The organism is Enterococcus sp. AZ126 (assembly GCF_051714545.1).
Lineage (GTDB): Bacteria > Bacillota > Bacilli > Lactobacillales > Enterococcaceae > Enterococcus_L.
Genome location: NZ_JBIOSB010000001.1, coordinates 2,930,727 through 2,955,422 on the forward strand (window position 1 = coordinate 2,930,727; position 24,696 = coordinate 2,955,422).

Genomic DNA, 24,696 nt, shown 5'->3' on the forward strand with positions numbered 1-24,696 from the left:
ATTTTATGGTTAGTAGATATTCTAAAAACGAGGAAGGGATTAGGATGATAAATTTTTTAATAGATCGTTTTGAAAAGAAACAACAAAAAAATTCGGATATTCGAACAGCATTTGGGATTTTTGCTGGAATCATAGGCTTGTTATCCAACATGCTGCTTTTTGTAAGTAAATTAATGATTGGATTGATTTCTGGAAGTGTATCGATCATGGCAGATGCAATGAATAACTTATCAGATACCGTCTCTTCTGTTTTGACTTTAGTCGGCTTTTATATTTCTGGGAAACCAGCAGACGAAGAGCATCCGTATGGTCATGAACGATTTGAATATATCAGTGGTATGCTGGTTTCGTTGTTGATCACATTTGTAGGGTTTCAGTTTTTCATGACCTCCATCGAACGAATCAAAGATCCGCAAAGCATCAAGGTTACACCGATGATCTTGATTGTATTGCTGCTGTCCATTTTAATCAAAGTTTGGCAAAGTGTTTTTTATAAGCGAGTTGCGAAGAAAATCGACTCTAATACGTTGATTGCAACAGCTAAGGATAGTTTGAATGATGTATTTACGACAATTGCGGTTTTGGTTTCGGCTACTGTTGAGGGAATTACCGGACTGAAAATTGATGGAATCGTTGGCTTGGTGATTGCTTGCTATATTATTTTTAGCGGACTTCAGTTGATCCGGGAATTTGTGAATGAGTTGATGGGTTTAAGACCTAATCAAGCAGCAATCGATGAAATGAAGGTGTATTTATCATCAGTTGCAGACATAATCGGGTATCATGATTTACTGATTCATCAGTATGGACCGAATAAAACGTTTGCTTCAGTTCATATCGAAATCGATGACCGTTGGGATTTGACAAAGGCTCATGAAATGATCGACCAGATCGAAAAGAAATTTAAAGAGCAGTTAGGCGTGGAACTTGTTTGTCATATCGATCCAGTGAATTTATATGATCAAAGACAACAGTTCATTCACCAAGAGCTAAAAAAAATCATCAAAAAGATCCATAGTGAGTTAAAAGGACATGATATTCGTTTGGTAGAGCATGGGGGCAAACCGCATATTTTATTTGATTTAGTCGTCCCAAATCATTTCAAGGCAACGGATCAAGAATTGAAGATTCGTATACAAGAACAAGTTTATAGAACTATTGGTGAATATATAGTAGAAGTGACGTTTGATCATAATTATTTACTTTAATTTGTTGATATAGCTGTGAAAAATATTCGTAGATATAAATATATTGAGAAAATAGCAATGATTACTAAAAATGAGTAGAGGTAGTGAATATAAATATGGAATTATTTATGTGGGTAATGCCAATAGCAATCGTCATTTCAATTTTTTATTGGCTGACTAAGGTTTCAAAAGCGTTTAGTAGAAGTGAGTATTCAAATAAAAGCAACGATAAAAAAGATAGTTCTTCTGATTAATTCAAAAAAGATCGAAATGAAGGCATAGATGGATTAAGCACAGGATAAAGGAGAGATTAGATGAGTAGAAAAAGTTATGAAGGTAAAAATGTATCCGTTTCAGGACCCTATTCACATGCTATTGATGCTGGAAACTATATATTTTTCTCAGGGCAAGTTGCTAAAAATAGCACAACCTATGTTGAAGTAACTGGCAATATTATGGAGCAAACGAAACAGTGCTTCATGAATTTACAAGAAGTCATGAAAGTTGCCAATGTTAGTTTAGATGAAGTGGTGAAAGTCAATGTTTATCTGACAGGAATGAACTATTTTAAAGAAATGAATGAAGTTTATAAAACAATGTTCAAAGAACCTTTTCCTGCTAGAACATGTGTTGCAGTTTATGAATTACCACTAGGTGCGGATATTGAAATAGAAGTGGTTGTTTACAAAAATCCTGTAGTAAACTAAATTCAAAAAATAAAAAGCAAAAAAATTATAGTGCTCATTATGGGGAATTTAACAAAACTCATTAAAACAATAACTGGAAATTTTCCTATGTACTACACAAAAACGCTATTCTGATAGTATTATTGATATTCCAAAAGAGTTTCATAGTGTATTCATGTGTTTCTTTTATGTCAGGTTATCAAAACTATACTTAAAATTAAAAACGGGAGGATGTTGGATGGAAACCCAATTGATTGTATTAGGATTTGTTGGACTAATTTTGTTGATTATTATTGTTATGGAAATTCATAACAGATTAAAATTAAAGGCAACTGTCAAAAGTAAATGGGGCACATTTCCCAGCGCACGTTTTTTTGATAAAGAAGAAAGTTTGAAAGTAGCGTGGCAAAAGGCTAAAAGATACAGGTATTATGATAGTGAGATCGATGATATTACTTGGTATGACTTAGATTTTTTTGCTTTATTTGAACGAATTAACGGAACGTATTCAAGTGTAGGATCAGAAGCTCTATATCAACGATTGCGAAATTTTAACTTCTCTGAAAAGAGTCATGACCGCTTGGAAACTTTGATCGAGTACTATGAACAAAATCCTGATATAAGAGAAGAAATTCAGTTTCAATTTGCTTGTTTAGGTAAACAGGATAATAATCATGTAGAAAGTTATTTAAGCGAAACAAGAAGCCAAGAACTACCAAATACGATTTTCTATTTATTATGTGGCATTTTGCCGGTTGCGGCTCTTATTTTATTGCTGATATTTCCTACGACACTATCGATTGTAGTTCTTTTAGGGTCAATAGTATTTAATGTTATTTATTATCAGGTCAAAAAAGAAAAACTACAACGTGAGCTAACGTGTATGGGTTATTTGGTTCAAACGATTGTGTGTGCAAAAAAGCTAGGAAAAATAAAAACACCTTTTCAAAAAGAGTTACTTAAAAATCTTCAGCCACTCGCGTCGATGACAAAATTTGGTGTTTCTTTTAGAATGAAGTCCAATAGTGAAGCGGAGATGATGTTTGACTATGTAGCGATGATTTTTATGTTACCGTTCATTTCGTATAATTTTGTCCTAGAAAAATTAACAAATTACGAGATTCAGGCAAAAGAAATGTGGCGGTTACTTGGAGAGTTAGAAGTTGCAGCAGCTGTTTTAAATTTTCGAACTATTATGCCCGATACGAGTCAGCCGATCTTTTCTGATAAAATTGTGGTGACTGGCACAGAAGTTTACCATCCTTTATTGGCAACACCTGTACCTAATGATCTAAATTGGGCAAAAAACACGCTTGTAACGGGTTCTAATGCTTCAGGTAAATCGACCTATGTAAAAAGTGTAGCGATCAGCTGTATCCTTTCTACGACGATTCACACAGCACTAGCTACTAAGTTTCAATTACCATTTGGGCATATTTTGACATCAATGGCTGTTGAAGATGATATTTTTGAAGGAGATAGTTATTTTGTGGCAGAAACTAAGTCAGTAAAACGCGTGCTAGATTTTGCTGAAACGAACGTTCCTTGTTTATGTTTCATCGATGAAATACTAAAAGGGACCAATACGATTGAGCGAATTGCTGCTTCATCCAGCATGATCCATTGGTTGAATAATTACCCGTCGCTTGCTTTTGTTGCAACGCATGACATTGAGTTGACTGAAATTTTAAAAGAATCATGTGACAATGTTCATTTTGAAGAACAAGTAACGAAAGAGCAAGGTGTGACATTTGATTACCGTCTGAAGCAAGGACCGTCTACTACGAGAAATGCTATCCAGTTATTACACGTATTGAATTATCCGAAAAGTGTCGTTGAGCAAGCGAAAAGAGAAGCAGATTATTTTGACGAGTATCGTACTTGGCAAACTTTAAAATAATGATTCAGACATGAGTATCTATTAAAGATGTTTATGTCTTTTTTTTATAGCTAAAAATGAGAGGAAAAGTGAAATTTTTGGAAATACCATTTTGTTAGAAGGATAAAAATCAAAGAAATAAGTGTTTTTTACAGATGCAAAAGTAAAAGATGAATCGTTCAAACATTTAATAGATAAATAATTGACAATTATAACTTATGAGCGTAGCATATGTGATTGTTTGTGGAAAAAATAATTTTTTTAAAGAAAAAAATAGAGAAGGAGAGAGTTACCAAGTGGACTATTTAAAACGATTGTTTATCGGAAAACCGTTAAAATCTACTGAAAACGATGAACACAAATTAAGTCGATTTGCAGCATTGGCATTATTGTCATCGGATGCATTGTCGTCAATTGCGTATGGTACAGAACAAATCGTGGTTGTATTGGTTACATTATCTGCTGCTGCTATATGGTATTCGTTACCGATTGCGGCTTTTGTTATTATTTTACTTATTTCATTAACTTTATCTTATCGGCAAATCATTCATGCATATCCTCATGGTGGCGGAGCGTATGTTGTTAGTAGTGAAAATTTAGGGAAGAATGCAGGGTTAGTTTCTGGTGGATCGTTGTTAGTTGATTATATGCTAACTGTTGCTGTTTCAGTTTCTGCTGGAGCTGAGGCGATCATTTCAGCTGTACCTGCTTTATATGGTCATCAAGTCGCAATTTCGATTGTTATTGTTTTGTTGATCATGTTGATGAATCTGCGTGGCTTAAGAGAATCTGCTAGTTTTTTGATGCTTCCTGTATATAGTTTTATTGCTGTGATTACGTTATTGATTGCGACGGGCATATTTAAAATTATTACCGGAGCAGTTCCACTGCATGCAACAGCAGTACCAGGAACCGTTGTGCCTGGGATCACGATTGCCTTGATTTTACGAGCATTTTCTTCTGGCTCGTCTTCATTGACTGGAGTCGAAGCAATCAGTAATGCAGTACCTTTTTTCAAGCAGCCTAGAGCAAAAAATGCAGCAGGAACTTTGACATTGATGGCTGGAATTTTAGGTTTTTTCTTTGTAGGGATAACATTTATCAACTATTGGTATGGAATCGTCCCTCAAACTGAAGTGACCGTGTTGGCTCAAATCGGCCAAGCCGTTTTCGGGCAAAATATTCTTTATTATGTATTGCAGTTTACCACGGCACTGATTTTAGCTGTTGCCGCAAATACTGGATTTTCGGCTTTTCCTGTTCTAGCGTATAATTTAGCGAAAGATAAATTTATGCCACATATGTATATGGATCGTGGGGATCGTTTAGGCTATTCAAATGGCATAGTAACATTGGCAACGGGTTCTGTCATCTTGTTATTGATCTTCCAAGGTTCAACGGAACGATTGATTCCACTTTATTCAATCGGGGTATTTATTCCCTTTGCGCTATCTCAAACAGGAATGGTACTAAAATGGAAAAAAGAGACTAATAAATGGTTGTCAAAATCGATTGCTAATATTGTTGGAGCATTGATTTCTTATGGAATCATCGTTATTTTATTCATGTATCGTTTAGGAGATATCTGGCCGTTCTTTATTATCATGCCTGTATTGATTTTTGTTTTTTACAGTATTCATGCGCATTATCAAAATGTGGCTGAACAACTGCGTTTGGAAGAAACGGTAAAGCAACAGGAATTTTATGGCAATACAGTGATTGTTTTAGTTGGAAATGCAACACAGGCCAATGTGGGTGCAGTAAATTATGCTCGTTCAATTGGTGATTATGTGGTTGCGATGCATGTATCCTTAGATGAAAATATCGAAAAGGAAAAAGAAATTGAAGCAGAATTTAAACAACATTTTCCAGATATCCGTTTTTCTGTCGTCCACTCATCTTATCGTTCCATCACGAATCCAATTCTCCGATATGTAGATTTGGTAAGTAAAAATTCAGCAAAACGGAATTATACGACAACTATTTTGATTCCGCAATTTGTCCCTAATCGACGTTGGCAAAATATTTTGCATAATCAGACGAGTTTACGTTTACGTTTGCGATTATCATGGCGAGAGAATATCGTTGTTGCGACCTATAGTTATCATTTGAAGAAATAGTAGGAAGTAGGATAGATGTTAGGGGCAAAAGCAACGTGCTTTTGCCCCTAACGCTGATTATTTTTCAATAAAATGAGTGGCTACTTTATTTTATGTAAAGTGGCAGTTATACACAGCGAAGCAACCGTCCAAGTCAACGAACAATATTTGAATGACTACACGTCAGAATGTGGCGGAGAAGATTTAGATTTAGAAGAATTACAAGAGCAAATCAGTGAAGTACTCTTGTATCCAACAGCTTACAAATGTTAGTCGTAGCTATTGTGTAAAAATTAAAAAAATATATGAACTATTAATGAGAATTCTTTAGAGGTATTCAGCTAATTTTAAAATTACAAAAATGGTATCTGTTAGTAAAAACACTGATACTGTTTTTTTTTGTATAAATTAAATAACAAGAGATACATGTGTTAGAAATAAGTCCAACAAAGATGACAAAACGAGTCAATGATTTCCAGAAAAGTGGGCGAGATTACTTTAGTGGTAATAAAGTTTGGGCTAAGTGTTTTGTTTCTGGAACACTTATTTTAATAGAACATGGGCACAAACCAATTGAATCTATTCAAATAGGTAAAAAAGTTTTGGCAAGAAATGAAAATTCGAATGTTCAGTCATATGAGAAAGTTGTTCGATTATTTGTTAGTGAAACTAGCGAACTTGTTAGAATTATGATAGGCAATGAAATGATTGAAACAATTGAAGAGCATCCGCTTTATTTGCCAAATAAAGGCTGGATAAATCCTAAATAATTAACATGTAATGATGATTTAATTAATAGTTTTGGAAGCACTTTGTCAATCACTGACATTTAAATTATAAGTCTAAATAAATCTGCTAAGGTATATAATTTTGAAGTAATAAATAAATTTTTTTATTTATTAAAAATAAATGATAAACACTATGTAAAAGAAGATTTCCTCTATGGAATATATTAGAATCATATTGTATTTAAAAAAAGAACTATAGAAGGAGAATGAGTATGTCAAAATTTCTAACGAAAAAATTGTTTATATTTCTAAGTCTATCTAGTTTCATATTTCTATTTACTAACGTCGAGCAGGGAATAGCTGATGAAGTATACAAAGTAGAGGATGAAGCGTATATCCCTGATGAAAATTTGAGGAAAGGAGTAATTGACAATATTCGTATAGCGGGTATTTCAGATGTAGCAGATAATATTGTTAGAAAATCCGATATGGGCGAGTTATCGCAAGTGACTGTTTGGGAGGATGTGTCTGATTTAACTGGATTAGAGAATCTGACAAGAGTGACTGGTGTTGTTGTGGATTTAAAGAAAGGAAATGTAAGTGATCTAACCCCTTTAAAAAATATTCAATTGAATCAACTTAACATGCCTAATCACAATGTTTCTGACTTGTCCCCTTTGAGAAACCAGAAAAAAATGCATCTTTTTAGTTTGCCCAATAACGAAATACACTCTTTAGCAGATTTGAATATGACAAATATGAGAACTATTGATGTTTCTGGAAATCATATATCTGATTTAAGCGGTATTTATACAGATGCTACTATGGTAATGGCGTTGGATCAAACAATAATAAATGAGCCAATTTCATTTTCAAACAAAATAAGCTTAAATTTAGTTAAACCTGTTTCAAACTATTCATTTTCAGATGTTAATGGTAGCATTTTTGATATTAGTTTAAATGGAAAGGTAGACCAAGCGTACACCAAAATTAATTGGCAAAATTTACCTAATGACACAAAAGAGGTGACGTATGCATTCGATCGACAATATACATGGTCGATAGATTCTTCAAAGAAAAATATGGTCTATTTTAGCGGGAAAGTTATTCAACCTTTCTTTGATGAGGTTACTATTCCTGATAAAAATTTACGAAAGGGTGTATTAGAGGCTTTGTTAAGATCAGGTGTAAATATCAGTAATGATATTATCACTGAAGCACATATGAAACAACTAACTTCAGTATACGCCTGGGGAGTAAAAGATTTGACTGGTTTGGAGTATGCTAAAAATGAAGAGGGGCTTCATTTGTTTATAGCTAATGGCGAAGTAAAGGATTTGACTCCAATTTCGGATATTAGATTGACAAAATTTATTGCGCCAAATAATGACCTATCGGATTTAAGCTTACTAAAGAATCAGCAATTAGAAGAAATCGTGGTTTCTGGAAATAATCTATCTTCCTTGGAAGGTTTGAACACTGTTCACCTTAAATTAGCGGATATATCAAATAATCAAATAGCAGATATTAGTAGTTTAACGAGTGTGAAAAAAATCGATGCAGCTAATCAGGAAATTACATTACCAACAGCAGAATATAGTAAGGATTATTCAATTGATTTAGTAAAATCGATTGAAACAAGCCCTTTTAAATATGGAGAAATTGGAAATGTTTCAAATAACGGAAGTGTAGATTTTGACCTATCAAAAATACGGTGGGAAGTGCTAACTCCAGAATTGAAAAATGTTAGTTATACTTTTTTTAAACTGGAAAATAATTATGAACGTGAACTTAAGTTTAGCGGAAAGGTCATTCAACCTTTTTATTAAAGGGTGACTGAACGATTTTTATTTTACAAAGTATAGATAGTAACTAAAGAAAATTAAGTAGAATAGGAAGTTAAAGGCTTGAATCAATCATGCATAGTAGAGATTGATTCGAGCCTTATTTTTAGGGATTTCCTAGAATGAACATGTATATAATTGAGAGATTAATTGTTACACTGTCTCCTTAAGTGTGATGTGAGTAGGGAAATCGCTTTTTTAAGATTACGTTTTATTTTTCAATAATTTTTTAAGCGTCGTAACGAATTAGAATTGGTGTATATTTTTATTCAGCAAGGGGTAATGTTATTCTTCTATCTTGAAAGAAGGTATAATTATTTATAGGAGCTAAATAAAATTTAGATCGGAGCACAAATGTCATTTAAAGTGATTTGGGAGTTAGGAGAAATATATACAACTCCTTTGGATTGGTTTTTGGTTTTATTAGGAATGGCCTATAGCGGTTATTCGCAAGAAAGTTTTTTTAATTGGCGGATTCTTATTTTTTTAGTGGTGTTATTTCTTTACCATATTACGATGAACATATTTAATAATTATATGGATTTCAAAAATGCGAAAGATGATATTTATAAGAAGCAAACTAGTACTATTAGTAAATGGGGTCTTTCATTAAAAACAGTTAAAAGGACTTTTTTCATTTTTCTTGTCATTTCTTTGTTTTTTGGAGCTATTTTAGTTTTTAGTACAGATAGTCTGGTGTTGATTTTAGGACTATTGGGGTATTATGTTGGATTTGGTTATTCCTATGGGAGAAGACCGATCAATAGTTTACCAATCGCTGAGACTGTTCCAGCGGTGTTGAGCGGCTTTATGATTCCAATACTAAGTGCTTACTTAGCAAATTACGGTGCAGTTAAACTCACACTTCATTCGTTTGGTGGAATGTTGCTTGGTTTTATGCCGATGTTTTTTTGTATGTTTAATAACCTGCTGGCAAATAATACCTGTGATCTTGAAGAAGATATCAAGAATGGACGTAAGACACTTGTCTACTATATTGGGAAGAAAAACAGTGTTAATTTACTTATCCTAGTGACATGTCTAAGCTATGCGGCGATTATAGTAGCAGTTTACTTTAAACAGGCGCCACCTTTGACTCTGGTGCTGCTCTTGTTATTTCCAATCACTTTAAAAGTGCTGCGTCCTTATTTTAAACAACAAATAAAAAAACAAACCTTTCCACTAGTGCTTAAAGGAATGACTTTGATTATGTTTGGGTATCCGATTGTGTATTTGATTGGGAGTTTTATTAATCAATAACAGGCAATAAATATTTATGAATACTGACATGCAACTAGAAATTGACGCTTTGCAAACAGAACGTTGCTTTCTTTTATACTGCTTTTTTTGTACGATTAAAGTACAAAAAAGGAGTAAACTATCTGAAAAAGAAATTACTTATGGGAGTAGTATTATTTTTTAGTATCTTTGGGAAGAGCTGATTATTACTGTTGAAAAGGAACCTTCTCTTTCGCGAGTATTAGGAAATAGTACGTATACCGTCTCAACGGAAAGAATAGGTTCTTGGAAAGCAAATTATCAAGTAATTGTAAAAAATAATTCGATTACTTCAACAAAAAAAGCCAGTACTACAGCTATTTCAGGATCATTCACGAGTAAATTTTTACGAATCGATCATTCAAAGCAAGCTACTTATTATTTAAAACGAAAATAGGGATCGTTCATCGTAAATAATTAGCAGTAATAGAGAAAAAAATTATTTTATTATACATTCATTTTATATGAATCTATTTAAAAATAAAAAAATTACCAATGCTTATGGAATATGGTCAGATGGTCTACAGACCTTGGCAAAGCATAGTTTTATAGCACCACTTTGGGCATTAAAGATCGTACAAAAATTGGATTTAAAGATTTTAATTTTAATACTACGGTTAGATTGGTAAGAAATAGTATAAAAATTATTTTGTAATGACGTTACATTTGAGTTAATATAAATTTAACTTATCAGTTGGGAGTGGTAAAATGAAATGACATCATTATTTTCTTTTACTACTCTTCTAAATTTAAAAATAGTAAAAAAAATTTGAGTAACTTGTTCAAGATTTTAGCACTGGTTGGAATTATCATTCTGCTTATTGCAGTTTTACCTGTTCTTTCACTTTTATTTTTTTAATAATAGAAAATAGTAGGTGAACTTGAATATTTTATGCGGTTATAAAAAGGGGCTGAAGCACATAAATACAAAATTTATTAAAGTGATTGGTTATATTATTATCTCTATATCAATACTAATATCAATACTATTTAGTTTTAATCCTGATAAAATTCTTGTTGATGGAGATCCTCTAGATACTGGTTATACGATATCAAAAACGTTATTTATAATCACTAGTCTACTCATCTCAACTATTATTGGAGTTCAATTAATCAACAAAAAATAGTTTTATTTTAACTACTAAGAAAGTTGATATGAAGATGCTGAACAAAAATAATCGTAAATATTATTATGTTGTTATAGTGGCTGATGTATTTGTTAGGATTGTTATCTTATTTTGAGAAAACTAGCTTATTTTTTTAATGATGAATTATCTATTTATAAGAAAAGTAAACTAATAGTTTTAATTTAAAAAAACAAAAAGAAAAAATTGAATAAAAAACCTCAATACTTTTTACAAAGAATATGTAAAAAGTATTGAGGTCGTTTTATTTATTGTCCAATTTACCTACAGCAAAAGCAGTTCCTTCTGGGTCGAAAAAACCAAAGGCAAGTAACGTATTATTATCTAAGATGCCGCTTGTAGTGTCGATTCTAGCATGTACATCCTCAAAATATTCTACAAAAAATATACCAGAGTGAGGATTTTTAAAACGATATTTTCAAAATTATCTGATAAGCTATTTTTTTCTACAGTTTTTGCTCTGAAGGTATCTTGTCAAAACACACAGATAGTCTCAACATTACTAACGCAAAGCATTAATCTTGTTTTCTAAATGAGGTTATCACGCTTTTCAAAATGTCGTCGTATTAAGAATTAATTTGTTGAATGTTTACTCGCTGGATCTAATCGACGTTCGATCATACCTAATACCCAGTCTGTAATAATTGCCATTAAAGCTGTTGGTAAGGCCCCAACAAGAATGATGGCTGTACCGTCTGTTGCATTTGTTCCGCGAATAATGATATCACCAAGACCACCGGCACCTACAAACGCACCGATTGCGGTAATTCCGATCGCCACAACCAAAGCATTACGAATCCCTGCCATGATCACGGAAACAGAGAGTGGCAGTTCTACCATGTAAAGACGTTGCCATTTCGTCATACCCATTCCTTTACCCACATCTAAAATATTTCGATCGACTTGAATCATACCCGTATAGGTATTTTTGATGATCGGTAAAAGAGAATAGAGAAAGACGGTGACAATAACCGTATTTACTCCAAGACCAAGGCCTAGCATCAAAATTGAAAGCATTGCCAGAGAAGGAACTGTTTGGATCAAGTTTGCGATACTCACGACCCAGCCAGCCATTTTTCTTCTGCGGGCAATGAAAATGCCAATTGGTATTCCAACAATCGAGGCAAATAATACACCGTAAATGGAAATTAGAAAATGACGGACAAATTGACTCAAAACATAGCTGCCGTTTTGATCAAAGTAATAGAAAAACTGCTGCAGTAAATTCATATCATGTAGATTCTGCATTATTTTCCACCTCCTTCAGATTCGAAGAAATGGTGTTCTTTTAAGAAATTTTGTGCAACTGTTTCAGGTTCCATTAGGTCATTATCTGCTTGATAATTTAGTTTTTGCATTGTTTCAGTTGTGATTTTTCCTGATAGTTTAGAAAGCACGTCATTTAATTCAGGGTGTTTTTTTAAGATTTCATCGGTTGCAACTGCACATGCATCATAAGGTGGGAAGAAATGAAGGTCATCTTCTAAAATGACTAAATCATAACTGCGGATTCGACCATCCGTTGAATAGCCTAAAACAACATCCATCTTATTCGCTGCAACAGCATCATAAACTAAACCAATTTGCATAGGGAAAACACGCTTGAAATCAAATCCATAAGTTTCGGTAAAACCCTTATAGCCATCACCTTTACGATCGATCCAAGAAGTATCAACACCAGCTGTTAATTGATCACCGACTTTTTTCAGATCGCTGATTGTTTTTAAATTATATTTTTTAGCAGTTTCTTGGGTGACCATAAAGGCATAAGTATTGGCAAATCCATAAGAATTAAACCATTTTTGCTGAAATCTTTTTTGAAATTCTGATTGCACGACATCGAACGCTTTTTTAGGATCTTTGATTGGTTCCATATTTAGCGTTGTCGTCAAATCAGTTCCAGTATAACGAGCAGCTGAAATTTGTGCATCTCCATTCATCATTGCTTGATGATTGATTGTAGTTGTTGCTAAGTTATTGATGATCGTTGTTTTTTCATCAGTGTAATGTTCGATCATTCCAGAAACTAGACTTGCTAATATTTGGGCTTCTGATGTAATGCCCCCAGTAATGGAAATCGTCGAGTCATCAGAGTTAGAAGCGAGTCCTGGTAATGAGCAACCTGATAATAATAGAGCGCTACAAAACGTTATGAATACTAATTTTAATTTTCGTTTCATTATTCTGCCTCCCTTAATGCTTTAGGAGTTAATTTCTTCTCTAACAGACCAAGTAATAAGTCTGCAGCTAAAGCCAAAATAGTAACAGGAATGGTTCCGGCAAAAATCAAGTCAGGTTGGTAATTATTCAATCCACTAAAAATAAAGTCTCCAAGACCTCCTGCACCGATGTAAGAAGCTAATGTCGCCCAAGCAATCACATACACTGCAGCTAAGCGAATTCCAGCCATGATAGTTGGCATAGCAATCGGTAATTCTACCATAAAAATCGACTGTACATTTGTCATGCCCATTCCTTTTGCGGCATCTTTATAATCAGAACTGACTTCTTTGATCCCAATATACGTATTACGTAAAATAGGCAGTAATGAATAAATAAACAATGCGATGATTGCTGGAATTTTCCCAACACCAAAAATTGGAATCATCAAGGCAAGTAATGCTAATGAAGGAACTGTTTGTAAGGCACTAGTTAAACCGATGACAATCGCTGCGGTTCTTTTTGTTCTAGTCAATAATATACCGATCGGTACGGCCAACAAAATTCCTATGAGCAGTGCGACACCTGAGATAAAAATATGTTCACCGATTTTAGTAACAAGTTCATTTCCTCTTTCTAAAAGAAATTGATTCATCTTATTACACCTCCGCTTGAGGCTGTTTGACATCAGTTAGTTCTGTTTCATTTGGAACATCTTCAGTTGTCTCTTCTTCACCCCAGATAACATCATATACAATATCAACCAATGAAGCGCGAGTTAAGATACCAACGACTTTTTGATTATCATCCACAACGGGCACATATTTTAAACCACGTTTTAAGATTCGTTGTAAGGTATCGCGCAATAAAGACGATTTTTTTACATAGAAGACTTTTGGATTCATGATGTCACTCACACTTGTCGCTTTATTTCTACGGCGGTCGAGCGTTTCAACATCAATAAAGCCTTTTAATACACCAGTACCATCAACAACTAAGAGCGTATCGACCCGTTTTTCTCTCATTAGCTTGATTGCTTCTGATAATGATTTTTCCGGTGTGATCGTGATAGCGTTGTTCAACATCACTTCGCCAACTGTGGTAATATCTGGCTTGGCTTGGATCAAGCGGTCTTCACCGATCAATTCTTCGACAAATTCATTGACTGGATGACGTAAAATATTATCTGGCGTATCAAATTGAATGACTTTTCCTTCACTCATGATCGCGATTCGGTTGGCTAATTTTAATGCTTCATCCATATCGTGTGTCACAAAAACAATCGTTTTGCCTAAACGCTCTTGTAGATCTTTAACTAAATCTTGCAATGAATCTCTTGTGATCGGATCTAAAGCACCAAATGGTTCATCCATCAAAATGATGTCTTGGTTCGCTGCAAGAGCACGAACGACACCAATCCGTTGTTGCTGACCACCGGACAATTCATTTGGATAGCGATCTAACATTTCTCTAGGTAATTCGACTAAATCAATCATTTTTTCAGCGATTTTGTTTCGTTCTTCTAGGTCAACTTTTAATAACTTAGGTACAAGTACAATATTTTCTCTGATCGTCATGTGTGGCATTAAACCAATATTTTGAATAACGTAACCGATTTTTCTACGTAATTCTACGGGATTACTAGTTTGAATATCCTCACCATTGATCAAGATTTTTCCTTTTGATGGATCAGTCATTCGATTGATCATCCGCATAGTAGTTGTTTTACCACTACCACTGGTTCCGATAAAGCAGATAAATTCACCTTTATCAAAAGACAGATTGACGTCATCTACAGCGATTTTACCGCCTTTGTAAATTTTTGAAACATGTTGAAATTCGATCAACTTTCTCACCCCAAATTCTTTTTTCTGTATCTTACTGCTTAAATGATTGCTATGTTTACTAACAAACGTTTCTACTACTAGTATGCTACAAAACAGCGATTTCGACAAATCAGAGGGTTTTTTCAGTTGTCTTCAGATAATAATGATAGTAAAACAAATTGGTTATTATAGTGTATATTTGCTTAGTTTAGCATTTACTTTAGCTAATATTAGAGAGAAGTTTATTGTATTTGGTGGATTTTATGCGCGTTGTTCGAGTGTTTATTCTGGTCGAATCATTTTAAAAACATATCAAAAAATGTAAAACTAGTTTGTTCGCGTATAATTACTTTAACTGACAAAGCAAAGACCACATTTAATACACAGGAGTCTTCTCGCCGAAATTACTGTCGTTAGCTAGGTTTGATTTACGTGGATTCCAAATGTAGTATAGTACGTTCAAGCATTTTGTCCTGTTGAAGGAAATTCTCTTCGTAGCCAGATAACCTAAAAAATGGTAAAATAACCAAGACAAATCAAGTAGAGAGAGTGACAAATATGCTTAGTACAGAAGATTTTGATTTTGATTTACCAGAAGAATTGATTGCTCAAACACCGTTGAAAGATCGAACAAGTTCACGGCTTTTAGTTTTAAATCGCGAAACAAAAGAAATTGAAGACAAATATTTTCATGAAATTATTGAAGAATTAAATGCTGGAGACGCATTAGTAATGAATGATACAAGGGTATTGCCGGCTCGACTATACGGGGAAAAACCAGAGACTGGTGGGCATTTAGAAGTACTTCTTTTGACAAATAAAGAAGGAGATACGTGGGAAACCTTGATCAAACCTGCTAAGCGAGCGAAAATCGGCACGAAAATCAGCTTTGGTGATGGTCGTTTAATGGCAACTGTTGTGGAAGAATTAGAACATGGTGGTCGAATCGTGACATTTGACTACGAAGGAATCTTTTTAGAAATTTTAGAATCACTCGGAGAAATGCCTTTGCCGCCATACATTAAAGAACGTTTAGAAGATCCTGATCGGTATCAAACAGTGTATGCTAAAGAAAATGGGTCTGCAGCGGCTCCTACAGCTGGTTTGCACTTTAATCAAGAACTACTTGCTAAAATCCAGTCAAAAGGCGTGAAGCTCGTTTATTTGACCTTACATGTGGGATTAGGAACGTTCCGTCCTGTCAGTGTAGATAATATTTCAGAACATGAAATGCACAGTGAATTTTACCGTTTAACTAAAGAGGCGGCAGCGCAATTAAACGATGTTCGTGAAAATGGCGGGAAAATTGTTGCAGTAGGGACAACCTCGATTCGAACATTAGAAACGATCGGAACCAAGTTTGACGGACAAATCAAAGCAGATAGCGGCTGGACGGATATTTTTATTACACCAGGCTACAAATTCAAAGTTGTACAAGCTTTTTCAACGAACTTTCATCTGCCAAAGTCAACATTAGTGATGCTAGTCAGTGCATTTGCAGGAAAAGATGTTACGCTTGCAGCTTATCAGCATGCAATCGATGAACGTTATCGTTTCTTTAGTTTCGGAGATGCGATGTTTGTGAAATAATATAAAACGAAAGTATCAAAAAAACTCATTCAATTCTAAACGTTAACGCTTAGAATTGAATGAGTTTTTTTATTGATTTTTAGACTCGAGGTAATAACGATTATAAACCACTTAAAAGTAAGGTTTGGGATAATTCTCTTTTTCGGACTGATCTAGGTAAGAAGCAACGAATTTCATCTTCATTAAAACCAATCTGTAATCTTTTTTCATCAATCATGATTGGACGGCGAAGTAATCCAGGATTATCTTTGACCAGCTTCAATAATTCATGCAATGGGAGTTCATTAATATCTAAATCTAATTTTTGGAAGACTTTAGAACGGATGGAAATGATATCTTCTGTACCTTCTTCCGTAAGGATTAATATATTTTTTAGTTCATCTAATGTAATAGGAGTAGTGGCAAAGTTCTTTTCTTCAAATGGAATATCGTGGTTTATCAGCCATCTCCTCGCTTTTCTACATGATGTACAGCTATTTGTTGTGTATAATTTCAACATGTTTTTCAGGTCCTTTCGAAAATATTGGTACGTACCTCTTAACAACTATAATATACGAAAAGTAAAAAATTTACAAAATAAAAGCTCGTAAAATAGCTGTTTATTTATATTGAAGTCGATAAAAAGTGAATAATTTATAAATTTTTGTTATTTTTTTATTTATAAATTATACTATTGGCTTTGGAATTGAGAAAACAGTCTTGTTATGTAAAAAAATGACCCCAAATTTTTTTTCTTTGACAATTGTGAAAAATTTGTCCAAAAAATAAATAGTAAATTTTAAAAAGAGTACACAATCTATATTAACGAAAGTTAAAAAACGAGTCAAAAGATGCAATGCTCCTTTTTAAACATCATGTTCGCTATTGTTTATAATGTGCACTTCGCGCAAAAATATAGATTTAAACGTTCTTTTGACTGTAAAAAAACTAACGAATACAAACTTACCATAGTATTTTTCCTACTTTTTTATTATTATTATAAAGAAGGTTGATAATGTCAAAGGAGTGATAACGATGATTGAAGAATTGACGTATAGTTATGCAACAACAATATCAGAAAGGATTCAGTGCTGGAAAAACCTAAATCTAAAAACAGATACTTATTTAAAACAGTGGCAAGCGCGTAAAAGCTTATTGACAAAAACTGATTATGATAAAATGCTTCAACAATATCATTTAGACGAAGAAGCTTTTGGTACTGGATTGCTGCCTTTTACAGAAGAACGAGCCAAATTATTACTTTCGACTGTTGAAGAAAGTGGATGGTTCAAGTTACATAAACATTTATTTACAGCTGAAATTTCGGTGAAAGAAATGACGTTAAAAGCTGCATTGCGTTTTCATTTACATCATTATGAAAAACATATCCATAGACTGTTACAAAAATTTCCTTTGATCCAGCTATCAGAAAAGGCAGTGACAGAATTAATCGAGCAATTATGTGACGAATTCTTTTTTATTGCCCAAAAAACATTAGTTTGGGATGTTCATCAGATGATTGAAGAATATCAGTTGCAAGCAGGATCGAAAGAAGCAGAATTCACTAAATATATCGAAGAATTTCTTGGTGATAAACAACGGACTTATCTTTTCTTTGCAGAGTATCCCACGCTTGCTAGACTCCTTTCTGTCAGATTGACCTTTGCGTGTGAAGTGATTGAGGAGTTTATCTCTGCCCTAAATGATTCTACTGAACAACTAGCAGCAACTTTCGATATCTCAGCGCCCATGGAACTTACTGAAATACAACTTGGACAAGGGGATAGTCATGATCGTGGAAAAACGGTGATTCAGTTTGAAGTACAGGCAAAGCCGTTGATTTTTAAATTTAAGAATCTAGAAATAGGAGAACGATTCAATGACTTATTGACCTATCTTGAAGGGCTAGATCCAGCATTGTCTTTCTATAAAATCAACCGAATTGTTCAACCAACATTTACCATCGAGGAAAAAGTTTCTTATCAGGAATGCAAGGAAGAAAGTGACGTGACTGATTTTTATCAAAATTATGGTCAGTTATTGGCGATTGTCTATTGGTTAGGGGCAACAGATTTGCATATGGAAAACCTGATTGCAAGTGGTCCCTATCCTGTGTTGATTGATGTGGAGACGTTGATCCGGCCTGAAATGTTTAAAATGACCAAAAAATTATCTAGACAAGCGCGAATAGAAAAGCATTCTGTGATCGTCACAGGTTTGTTGCCGCAGAAAAAACACTTAAAACGTGAGCTGGAAATGGACGCGTTGTCTGGTACCAAACAAAAGTTGCCTAAAAAGATCAGAAGATTGAGAAATGATCGTTCCAGTGCTATCGCTTTTCAGCTAGAAGAAGCTTATATGGATGGTGCTCAAAATATTCCTCGTTTGGCAGGAAAAGAAGTTGATTATTTAGTTTATCGCGACGTGATCCAGATGGCGTTTAAAAAGATGAATCAACTATTACTAAAGAATAAGTCTGAATTTATCGCGCAAGTCAAAGCCTTATTTTCAGATACAACGATTCGGCTGATATACAGAGATACACAGCATTATGGAAATTTATTGAATTTTACCTTGCACACAGATTGCATGTCTAACTATATCGAAAGGGAAAAAATCATTGAAAACTTATGGGCTAGTAAAATTATTCCAGAAACGTTGATCCCCTTTGAGATTCAATCGATGTTAGACCATGATGTTCCTTTAGTCACAGCAAACACGTCTTTGACAACTGTTTATACGAATGGTCATGAGTTAGGGCAATTGTTAGTTAAGACTCCGCTAGAAGATACGGTAGAGCATATGGAGCAGATAACAGAGAAAACTAGTCATTTTTCTTATCTTTTATTAAAGGAAAGTTTAGATACTCTAGAATATAAGACACAAGAGATCGCGATTCCAGCGAAAAATAATTCACTTGAACCACCGTTATTACAAAAAGCAGCTGATATTGGAGATAAAATTATTGATCAGATCAAGATAGATCAAGACAGCGGGGAAGTTGATTGGATATCTGTTCTTCCAGAGTCAGATGATGAGATAGGAATTACCTATCCAGGCACTGATCTTTATGAAGGCAGTGCAGGCATATATTTATTTTTGGTTTATTTGAACCATTATGTTCCTAAAGAGAGTTATCAAGAAGTGATCGATTTATTGGAAAAAGAAATTTTTATGACGGAGAGCAAAAAGGATACTTACCAGAGTGCTTTTTTTGCTGAAGGAATGCGCTTGACAGTTGCCTTTTATGTGACAAGATTGCTCAATGATGATAAGCATCGATTGTATATGGAAAAGAGTTTAGAGGCTTTAAAAACAACTCAAATAAAAGAACAGAATCAACTGAATGAATGGCTTTACGGCAAAGCGAGTTTATTAACGATTTTAGCAATTGTCTATCAAACATTCCATAACGAAGAAGCTTGCGCACTACTTTTTCATTATGCTCAATCAGTCACCTGTCAAGAAATGGGTGATAACAGTTTTGCTCATGGTTATGCTGGAGTATGCTATGGTTTAAGTCGAGCGAACCAAGTTCTAAATGACAGGGTGATCAAAGAAAAACTTGAATGGTATATAGAACGATTTGAGAAACGACTTGAAAAAGACGAAATTTTAAATAAATCTTGGTGTCGAGGGACATTGGGGATTAGAGAAGTAAGCAAATGTTTGAATTTTACTTTTACTGAGGAAATGCTTGGAAAAGTAGAAGATGTCAATACAGAGGATGATTGTTTATGTCATGGGAACTATGGAAATAGCGATAATTATTTAAATGATATTAATTTATTAATAAAAGATGTCATCAAGCTGAAATCCGATTCCGAAAGCATTCCTATCAGTCTTTTTTGCGGTTTAGCAGGAGTAGGCTATCAATTATTGAGAGCCTATGACCCGTTTGATGTTCACTCCATGCTATTTATTAAGTGACACAATCTGAAAAAAGAACTTTACTTATCTGTGAGAACGATTTATAATCTAAGTATTAACGTAAGGGGGAGAAATATTATTATGAGAAAATTATCGATTGAAAAAATGGAAACAAAAACAGACACAACAAAGTTAGACAAATTTGTAGGTGCTTCTTTCGAAAGAAATGAAGAGACTGAAGAAATGTTTAATAGACTTGATGAAGTTACACCGCAATCAGTTGCTGGTTGGACTAGATTCATCGGACCATGTAGATAATTTTGACAGAATAAGGGTCGGAAAGCTAACAAATGAATGTTGGCTTTCCGACCCTTATTATTGTTATTAGTTTAGCTTTCTTAAAATAAGAATACCAATTGCTTCTGTCCCGGAGATTAAAAATACTAAAAAGTTTAATAACCAAGAATATGATGTTGGGCTATGTGTAGCCACATCTTGGAAGAAATTGTTTAAGATACCTATCAAAACAAGTCCAACTATGAAAGAGATGAAACTTGCTGTTGAAATAATTTTCTTACCACGTTCGTCTTTTCCTTCTTTACTAAAGAAAAAGTAAATAGAATAGACAATGAATATAAGTGATAGTATAAACACTAGCAAGCTAGACCAGTGATTTACAGGTAGATTATCAAAAAAAGATTTAAGTGATTCAGTCATAATTATCCTTTCCTTCCGTGTTAGTCGGTCACTTCGTTAGTTTGCTCTTCTTCTGTCAATTTTTTGAAAGTGAAGATTTGTTCAATCGGCACCTCAAAAACGTCAGCTATGTCATGAGCCAGTAAGAGGGAAGGATTGTACCTATTTCTTTCTAACTGAATAATTGTTTGTCTAGATACTCCCACTTTGTCAGCAAGTTCCTGTTGGGTCATGCGTTTCATGGCTCTGTAGACGTGAATGGAACTCTCAAATGATGAGTTCTTCTTTTTTGGCAATGCAAATCCCTCCAATAGTCTAATTTATGTATTAAATAAAAAGCGCATAGTCAATATACCATATCTTACTTTCACTTACAAATAACTTGCAGTAATAATTCAAAGAAAAAAGCCAAGCTTCTCGATTAGCTTGGCTTTCGTTTCTGGAAGGAATCAGTGTACTGAATGATTTTTTTTACTTTTAGTTATACATATAAAGTAATTGGTTGAATTTCTTGTTCATAAACCAAATCTTGTCTTCATTACATTTTCTACATTTCTTTGTTTAAATTTTTTTCAATCAAACTATCTTTATACATGTTTTTTTGTTTTATTTAGATCGATCATCTAACTTTTTACACATATTCACTATTTTTAAAGATGTTTTTATGATTTTTTACTCTACATATATATTTTTTGTGAAAGGTGAATCCTGTTCTGCTAACAATTTTGTGTTTATTTACTTCATGCTTCGAGAAATTCTTCAATACAACTGATTAATCCTCCTTCCTTCTATAAATATAGTAACATAAAAAGGAAGCGTTTTCAAGTTAAAAGCTTTTTTTAAATGCAATATTGAAACGAAAAAAATGGTAAAGAAAAAATGAAAAATTAGCCATATTTATTGAAGTTTGAAAAAAGAACATGGTATAGTGAATATAGATACTATAATAATAGAAGGAAAAAATAAGAATGGGGGGATAGGATGGAAGCATACAAACAACCTATCGAGACAATTATCAAAGAAGTAAATACCAATAAAGAACAGGGATTAACAGGACAAGAGGTACAAAAGCGACTTGCTGAACATGGACCCAATGCGTTTCAAGAAACGAAAAAAGATTCTATAGTAAAGAAGTTTCTGCATAGTTTATCTGATTTTACAACCATCATCTTGCTAGTTGCAGCAGCTATTTCGTTTTATACAGCGATTGCTACGGAGCACGGGGATTATTTTGAAGGAATTTTAATTATTGCAATCGTGATTATCAATGCAGTCTTAGCGATTGTTCAAGAAGGAAATGCTGAAAAATCGTTAGCGGCGTTGCAGAATATGAATAAACAAAGTAGTTCCGTTTTACGTGACAGCAAGGTAGAGACCATCGATGCAGAAGATGTTGTTGTTGGAGATATACTCGTATTAGAGTCAGGATCGATGATTACAGCAGATGCTCGTTTGATCCAAGCGTCACAACTTAGAGTAGAAGAATCTGCCCTTACTGGAGAAAGTGAACCAATTGAAAAAGATTCGGAATACATAGGGAAACAAGATGCACCGATTGGCGATCAACTCAATATGGTCTTTAAAGGCTGTACTGTGTCAAATGGTCGGGGAAGAGCGATTGTTACAGCAACTGGCATGCAGACTGAAATGGGTAAAATTGCTGGGTTATTGAATGACGATGTGACGCAGCAAACGCCACTTCAAAAACGCTTGAACCAATTAGGCAAACGCATCAGTTTAATTGCTTTAGGTGCTGCAGCATTAGTGTTTATCATTGGTGAACTACAAGGCGAGCCAATATTAGAAATGTTTATGACGGCTGTCTCACTAGCTGTGGCAGCAGTACCAGAAACATTGATGGTAATCGTGACGTTGACCCTTGCGTATGGTGTACAGAAAATGGCTAAAAAGCATGCAATTATTCGTCGTTTGCCAGCTGTTGAAACGCTTGGAACGGCTAATGTTATTTGTTCTGACAAAACTGGAACATTAACACAAAATAAAATGCGTGTTAGACGTGTTTGGTCGCGTGGCGATGAAGTAACTGACACAGAAGATGCAATGACAGATGAAGCGATGGAAGTTTTAAAAATGGCTTCGCTTTGTACGGATGTTATTGTAGATAAAGATGGGAATGACTTAGTCATTCAAGGGAATCCTACAGAAGCAGCTATCGTGCGTGCTGTTGAAGAAAATTATCATACAAAAGCTGAATTAGAAGAAAAATACCCAAGAATCGGTGAAATTCCTTTTGATTCAGAGCGCAAAATGATGACGACCGTTCATAAAATGGGGAAAAAATATATTTCTGTAACGAAAGGTGCCTTTGATGTCTTATTAACTCGTTTTCGTTTTGGTGATTTAGATCAAGCAGCTGTAGTAAATGATCGTTTTGGGAAACGTGCTTTACGAGTGATTGCAGTAGGTTATGCGATTTATGATGAAGAACCTACCGAGATCACTTCAGAGGCTCTAGAAAAGAATTTACGTCTATTAGGATTGATTGGTATGATCGATCCGCCAAGACCAGAAAGTAAAGGCGCTATCGCTCGTGCGAAAAAAGCTGGAATAAAAACAGTTATGATCACGGGAGACCATGTAGTAACTGCGGGAGCGATTGCTAAAGAATTAGGTATTTTAACAGATAAAAGTGAAGCTTTGACAGGATCAGAATTGCAAAAAATGTCTGATGATGAATTAGATTCACGAGTAAAATCACTTTCTGTATATGCACGAGTGACTCCAGAAGATAAAATCCGCATCGTTAAATCTTGGCAGAGAACGGGTGCAGTTGTTGCCATGACAGGTGACGGAGTCAACGATGCACCTGCTCTAAAAGCAAGTGATGTTGGGTGTGCGATGGGAATTACAGGAACAGATGTCGCACAAGGTGCGGCAGATATGATTTTGACCGATGATAACTTTGCAACAATCGTTGACGCAGTAGCACAAGGTCGGGCAGTTTATAGAAATATTCGTAAAGCAGTAAACTTTTTACTAAGTTGTAATATTTCGGAGATATTTATTGTGTTGATTGCTATGTTGCTAGGCTGGGGAGCACCATTTACAGCTGTCCAATTATTATTTGTAAACGTTGTGGCAGACGGTCTTCCAGGGTTTGCGTTAGGAAAAGAGCCAGCTGAAAAAGGAATCATGGACGAAGTACCGATTCCTAGAAATGAAGGAATTTTTGCTCGCGGTTTGTGGCAAAAAATTGCAATCAATGCGTTTGTTTTTACTGTTATCACCTTGTTCGGTTTTTATTTAGGTGCAAATGTTGATTCAGTTTCTTACTTTTTCGAAGCAAGCCATGAAATTGGTCAGACTGTAGCATTTTTGATTTTAGCTTACTCATCGATTCTACATGTTTTTAATGTTAGAAGTACAGAATCAATTTTCAGAGTAAAATTATCAACAAATAAATCTCTGTTTGAAATGGCTGTACTCGCAATTATCATTACGACAGTTATTGCGTTGTTACCATTCACACAAGAGTTGTTCGGACTTGTTCCAATCGGAATCAATCATTGGTTGTTAGTAATGGGCTTATCGATCATACCTATTTTTGTAAACGAAATGATCAAATTCCACTACTCAACAGATGATGACGACGAATAAAATTAGATGAAAAAGAATACTTGAAGAACGGATTTCCTAATCGAAACTCGGACTTCAGGTATTCTTTTTGTAAAAAACGGTTTGATGAAAGCTTATTTTTGAAAATACTAT

At 34.3% G+C, this 24,696-nt stretch carries 20 protein-coding genes; 13 read left to right on the plus strand and 7 right to left on the minus strand.

Annotated features, from left to right (window positions below):
• The first annotated feature begins 44 nt into the window (after positions 1-44).
• The 9 genes from IGI43_RS13830 to IGI43_RS13870 all read left to right on the plus strand — a co-directional run bounded on the left by IGI43_RS13830 (position 45) and on the right by IGI43_RS13870 (position 10,098).
• On the plus strand, positions 45-1,208 hold the full coding sequence (locus IGI43_RS13830; RefSeq protein ID WP_438758361.1) for a cation diffusion facilitator family transporter: 1,164 nt from the start codon (positions 45-47) through the stop codon (positions 1,206-1,208).
• A 293-nt stretch (positions 1,209-1,501) separates the two neighbouring features.
• Positions 1,502-1,894: a RidA family protein gene (locus IGI43_RS13835; RefSeq protein ID WP_438758362.1), complete on the plus strand. Its 393-nt coding sequence runs from the start codon at positions 1,502-1,504 to the stop codon at positions 1,892-1,894.
• A gap of 217 nt (positions 1,895-2,111) precedes the next feature.
• Positions 2,112-3,773, plus strand: a complete 1,662-nt coding sequence (locus IGI43_RS13840) for a MutS-related protein (protein WP_438758363.1) — start codon at positions 2,112-2,114, stop codon at positions 3,771-3,773.
• A gap of 275 nt (positions 3,774-4,048) precedes the next feature.
• The gene (locus IGI43_RS13845) at positions 4,049-5,872 is read left to right on the plus strand and encodes an APC family permease (RefSeq protein ID WP_438758364.1); all 1,824 of its coding nucleotides are present in this window, start codon (positions 4,049-4,051) and stop codon (positions 5,870-5,872) included.
• Between the two features lie 99 nt (positions 5,873-5,971).
• Positions 5,972-6,124: a hypothetical protein gene (locus IGI43_RS13850; protein WP_438758365.1), complete on the plus strand. Its 153-nt coding sequence runs from the start codon at positions 5,972-5,974 to the stop codon at positions 6,122-6,124.
• A gap of 155 nt (positions 6,125-6,279) precedes the next feature.
• Positions 6,280-6,621, plus strand: a complete 342-nt coding sequence (locus IGI43_RS13855; protein ID WP_438758366.1) for a Hint domain-containing protein — start codon at positions 6,280-6,282, stop codon at positions 6,619-6,621.
• 230 nt (positions 6,622-6,851) lie between these two features.
• On the plus strand, positions 6,852-8,408 hold the full coding sequence (locus tag IGI43_RS13860) for an Ig-like domain-containing protein (RefSeq protein ID WP_438758367.1): 1,557 nt from the start codon (positions 6,852-6,854) through the stop codon (positions 8,406-8,408).
• A 369-nt stretch (positions 8,409-8,777) separates the two neighbouring features.
• Positions 8,778-9,683, plus strand: a complete 906-nt coding sequence (locus tag IGI43_RS13865; RefSeq protein WP_438758368.1) for a prenyltransferase — start codon at positions 8,778-8,780, stop codon at positions 9,681-9,683.
• Positions 9,684-9,867: 184 nt separating this feature from the next.
• A complete protein-coding gene (locus IGI43_RS13870) occupies positions 9,868-10,098 on the plus strand; it encodes a DUF5626 family protein (protein WP_438758857.1) in 231 nt (76 codons plus the stop codon).
• A 1,321-nt stretch (positions 10,099-11,419) separates the two neighbouring features.
• On the opposite strand, the gene IGI43_RS13875 is transcribed toward IGI43_RS13870, so the two are convergent.
• The 4 genes from IGI43_RS13875 to IGI43_RS13890 are packed head-to-tail and all read right to left on the minus strand — an operon-like array spanning position 11,420 to position 14,853.
• A complete protein-coding gene (locus IGI43_RS13875) occupies positions 11,420-12,094 on the minus strand; it encodes an ABC transporter permease (protein ID WP_438758369.1) in 675 nt (224 codons plus the stop codon).
• Positions 12,094-13,026, minus strand: a complete 933-nt coding sequence (locus IGI43_RS13880) for an osmoprotectant ABC transporter substrate-binding protein (protein ID WP_438758370.1) — start codon at positions 13,024-13,026, stop codon at positions 12,094-12,096. Before IGI43_RS13880 ends, IGI43_RS13875 begins: the two co-directional genes overlap by 1 nt.
• On the minus strand, positions 13,026-13,661 hold the full coding sequence (locus IGI43_RS13885; RefSeq protein ID WP_438758371.1) for an ABC transporter permease: 636 nt from the start codon (positions 13,659-13,661) through the stop codon (positions 13,026-13,028). Before IGI43_RS13885 ends, IGI43_RS13880 begins: the two co-directional genes overlap by 1 nt.
• 4 nt (positions 13,662-13,665) lie before the next feature.
• Positions 13,666-14,853 (minus strand): betaine/proline/choline family ABC transporter ATP-binding protein, encoded by a 1,188-nt coding sequence (locus IGI43_RS13890; protein WP_438758372.1) that lies wholly within the window; start codon positions 14,851-14,853, stop codon positions 13,666-13,668.
• A 537-nt stretch (positions 14,854-15,390) separates the two neighbouring features.
• On the opposite strand from IGI43_RS13890, the gene queA reads away from it, so the two are divergent.
• The gene (gene queA, locus IGI43_RS13895) at positions 15,391-16,422 is read left to right on the plus strand and encodes a tRNA preQ1(34) S-adenosylmethionine ribosyltransferase-isomerase QueA (RefSeq protein ID WP_438758373.1); all 1,032 of its coding nucleotides are present in this window, start codon (positions 15,391-15,393) and stop codon (positions 16,420-16,422) included.
• A gap of 100 nt (positions 16,423-16,522) precedes the next feature.
• On the opposite strand, the gene spxA is transcribed toward queA, so the two are convergent.
• Positions 16,523-16,921: a transcriptional regulator SpxA gene (gene spxA / locus IGI43_RS13900; RefSeq protein ID WP_438758374.1), complete on the minus strand. Its 399-nt coding sequence runs from the start codon at positions 16,919-16,921 to the stop codon at positions 16,523-16,525.
• A 515-nt stretch (positions 16,922-17,436) separates the two neighbouring features.
• Between spxA and lanM the strand changes: the two genes are divergently transcribed.
• Complete coding sequence (gene lanM / locus IGI43_RS13905; RefSeq protein WP_438758375.1) at positions 17,437-20,331, plus strand: type 2 lanthipeptide synthetase LanM; 2,895 nt, start codon at positions 17,437-17,439, stop codon at positions 20,329-20,331.
• Positions 20,332-20,412: 81 nt separating this feature from the next.
• The gene (locus IGI43_RS13910) at positions 20,413-20,589 is read left to right on the plus strand and encodes a hypothetical protein (RefSeq protein WP_438758376.1); all 177 of its coding nucleotides are present in this window, start codon (positions 20,413-20,415) and stop codon (positions 20,587-20,589) included.
• A gap of 66 nt (positions 20,590-20,655) precedes the next feature.
• Here IGI43_RS13910 and IGI43_RS13915 read toward each other — a convergent pair whose 3' ends face one another.
• Complete coding sequence (locus tag IGI43_RS13915; RefSeq protein ID WP_438758377.1) at positions 20,656-20,988, minus strand: hypothetical protein; 333 nt, start codon at positions 20,986-20,988, stop codon at positions 20,656-20,658.
• Positions 20,989-21,008: 20 nt separating this feature from the next.
• The gene (locus IGI43_RS13920) at positions 21,009-21,263 is read right to left on the minus strand and encodes a helix-turn-helix transcriptional regulator (protein WP_438758378.1); all 255 of its coding nucleotides are present in this window, start codon (positions 21,261-21,263) and stop codon (positions 21,009-21,011) included.
• Positions 21,264-21,948: 685 nt separating this feature from the next.
• Between IGI43_RS13920 and IGI43_RS13925 the strand changes: the two genes are divergently transcribed.
• Positions 21,949-24,585, plus strand: a complete 2,637-nt coding sequence (locus IGI43_RS13925; protein WP_438758379.1) for a calcium-translocating P-type ATPase, PMCA-type — start codon at positions 21,949-21,951, stop codon at positions 24,583-24,585.
• Positions 24,586-24,696: the final 111 nt, after the last annotated feature.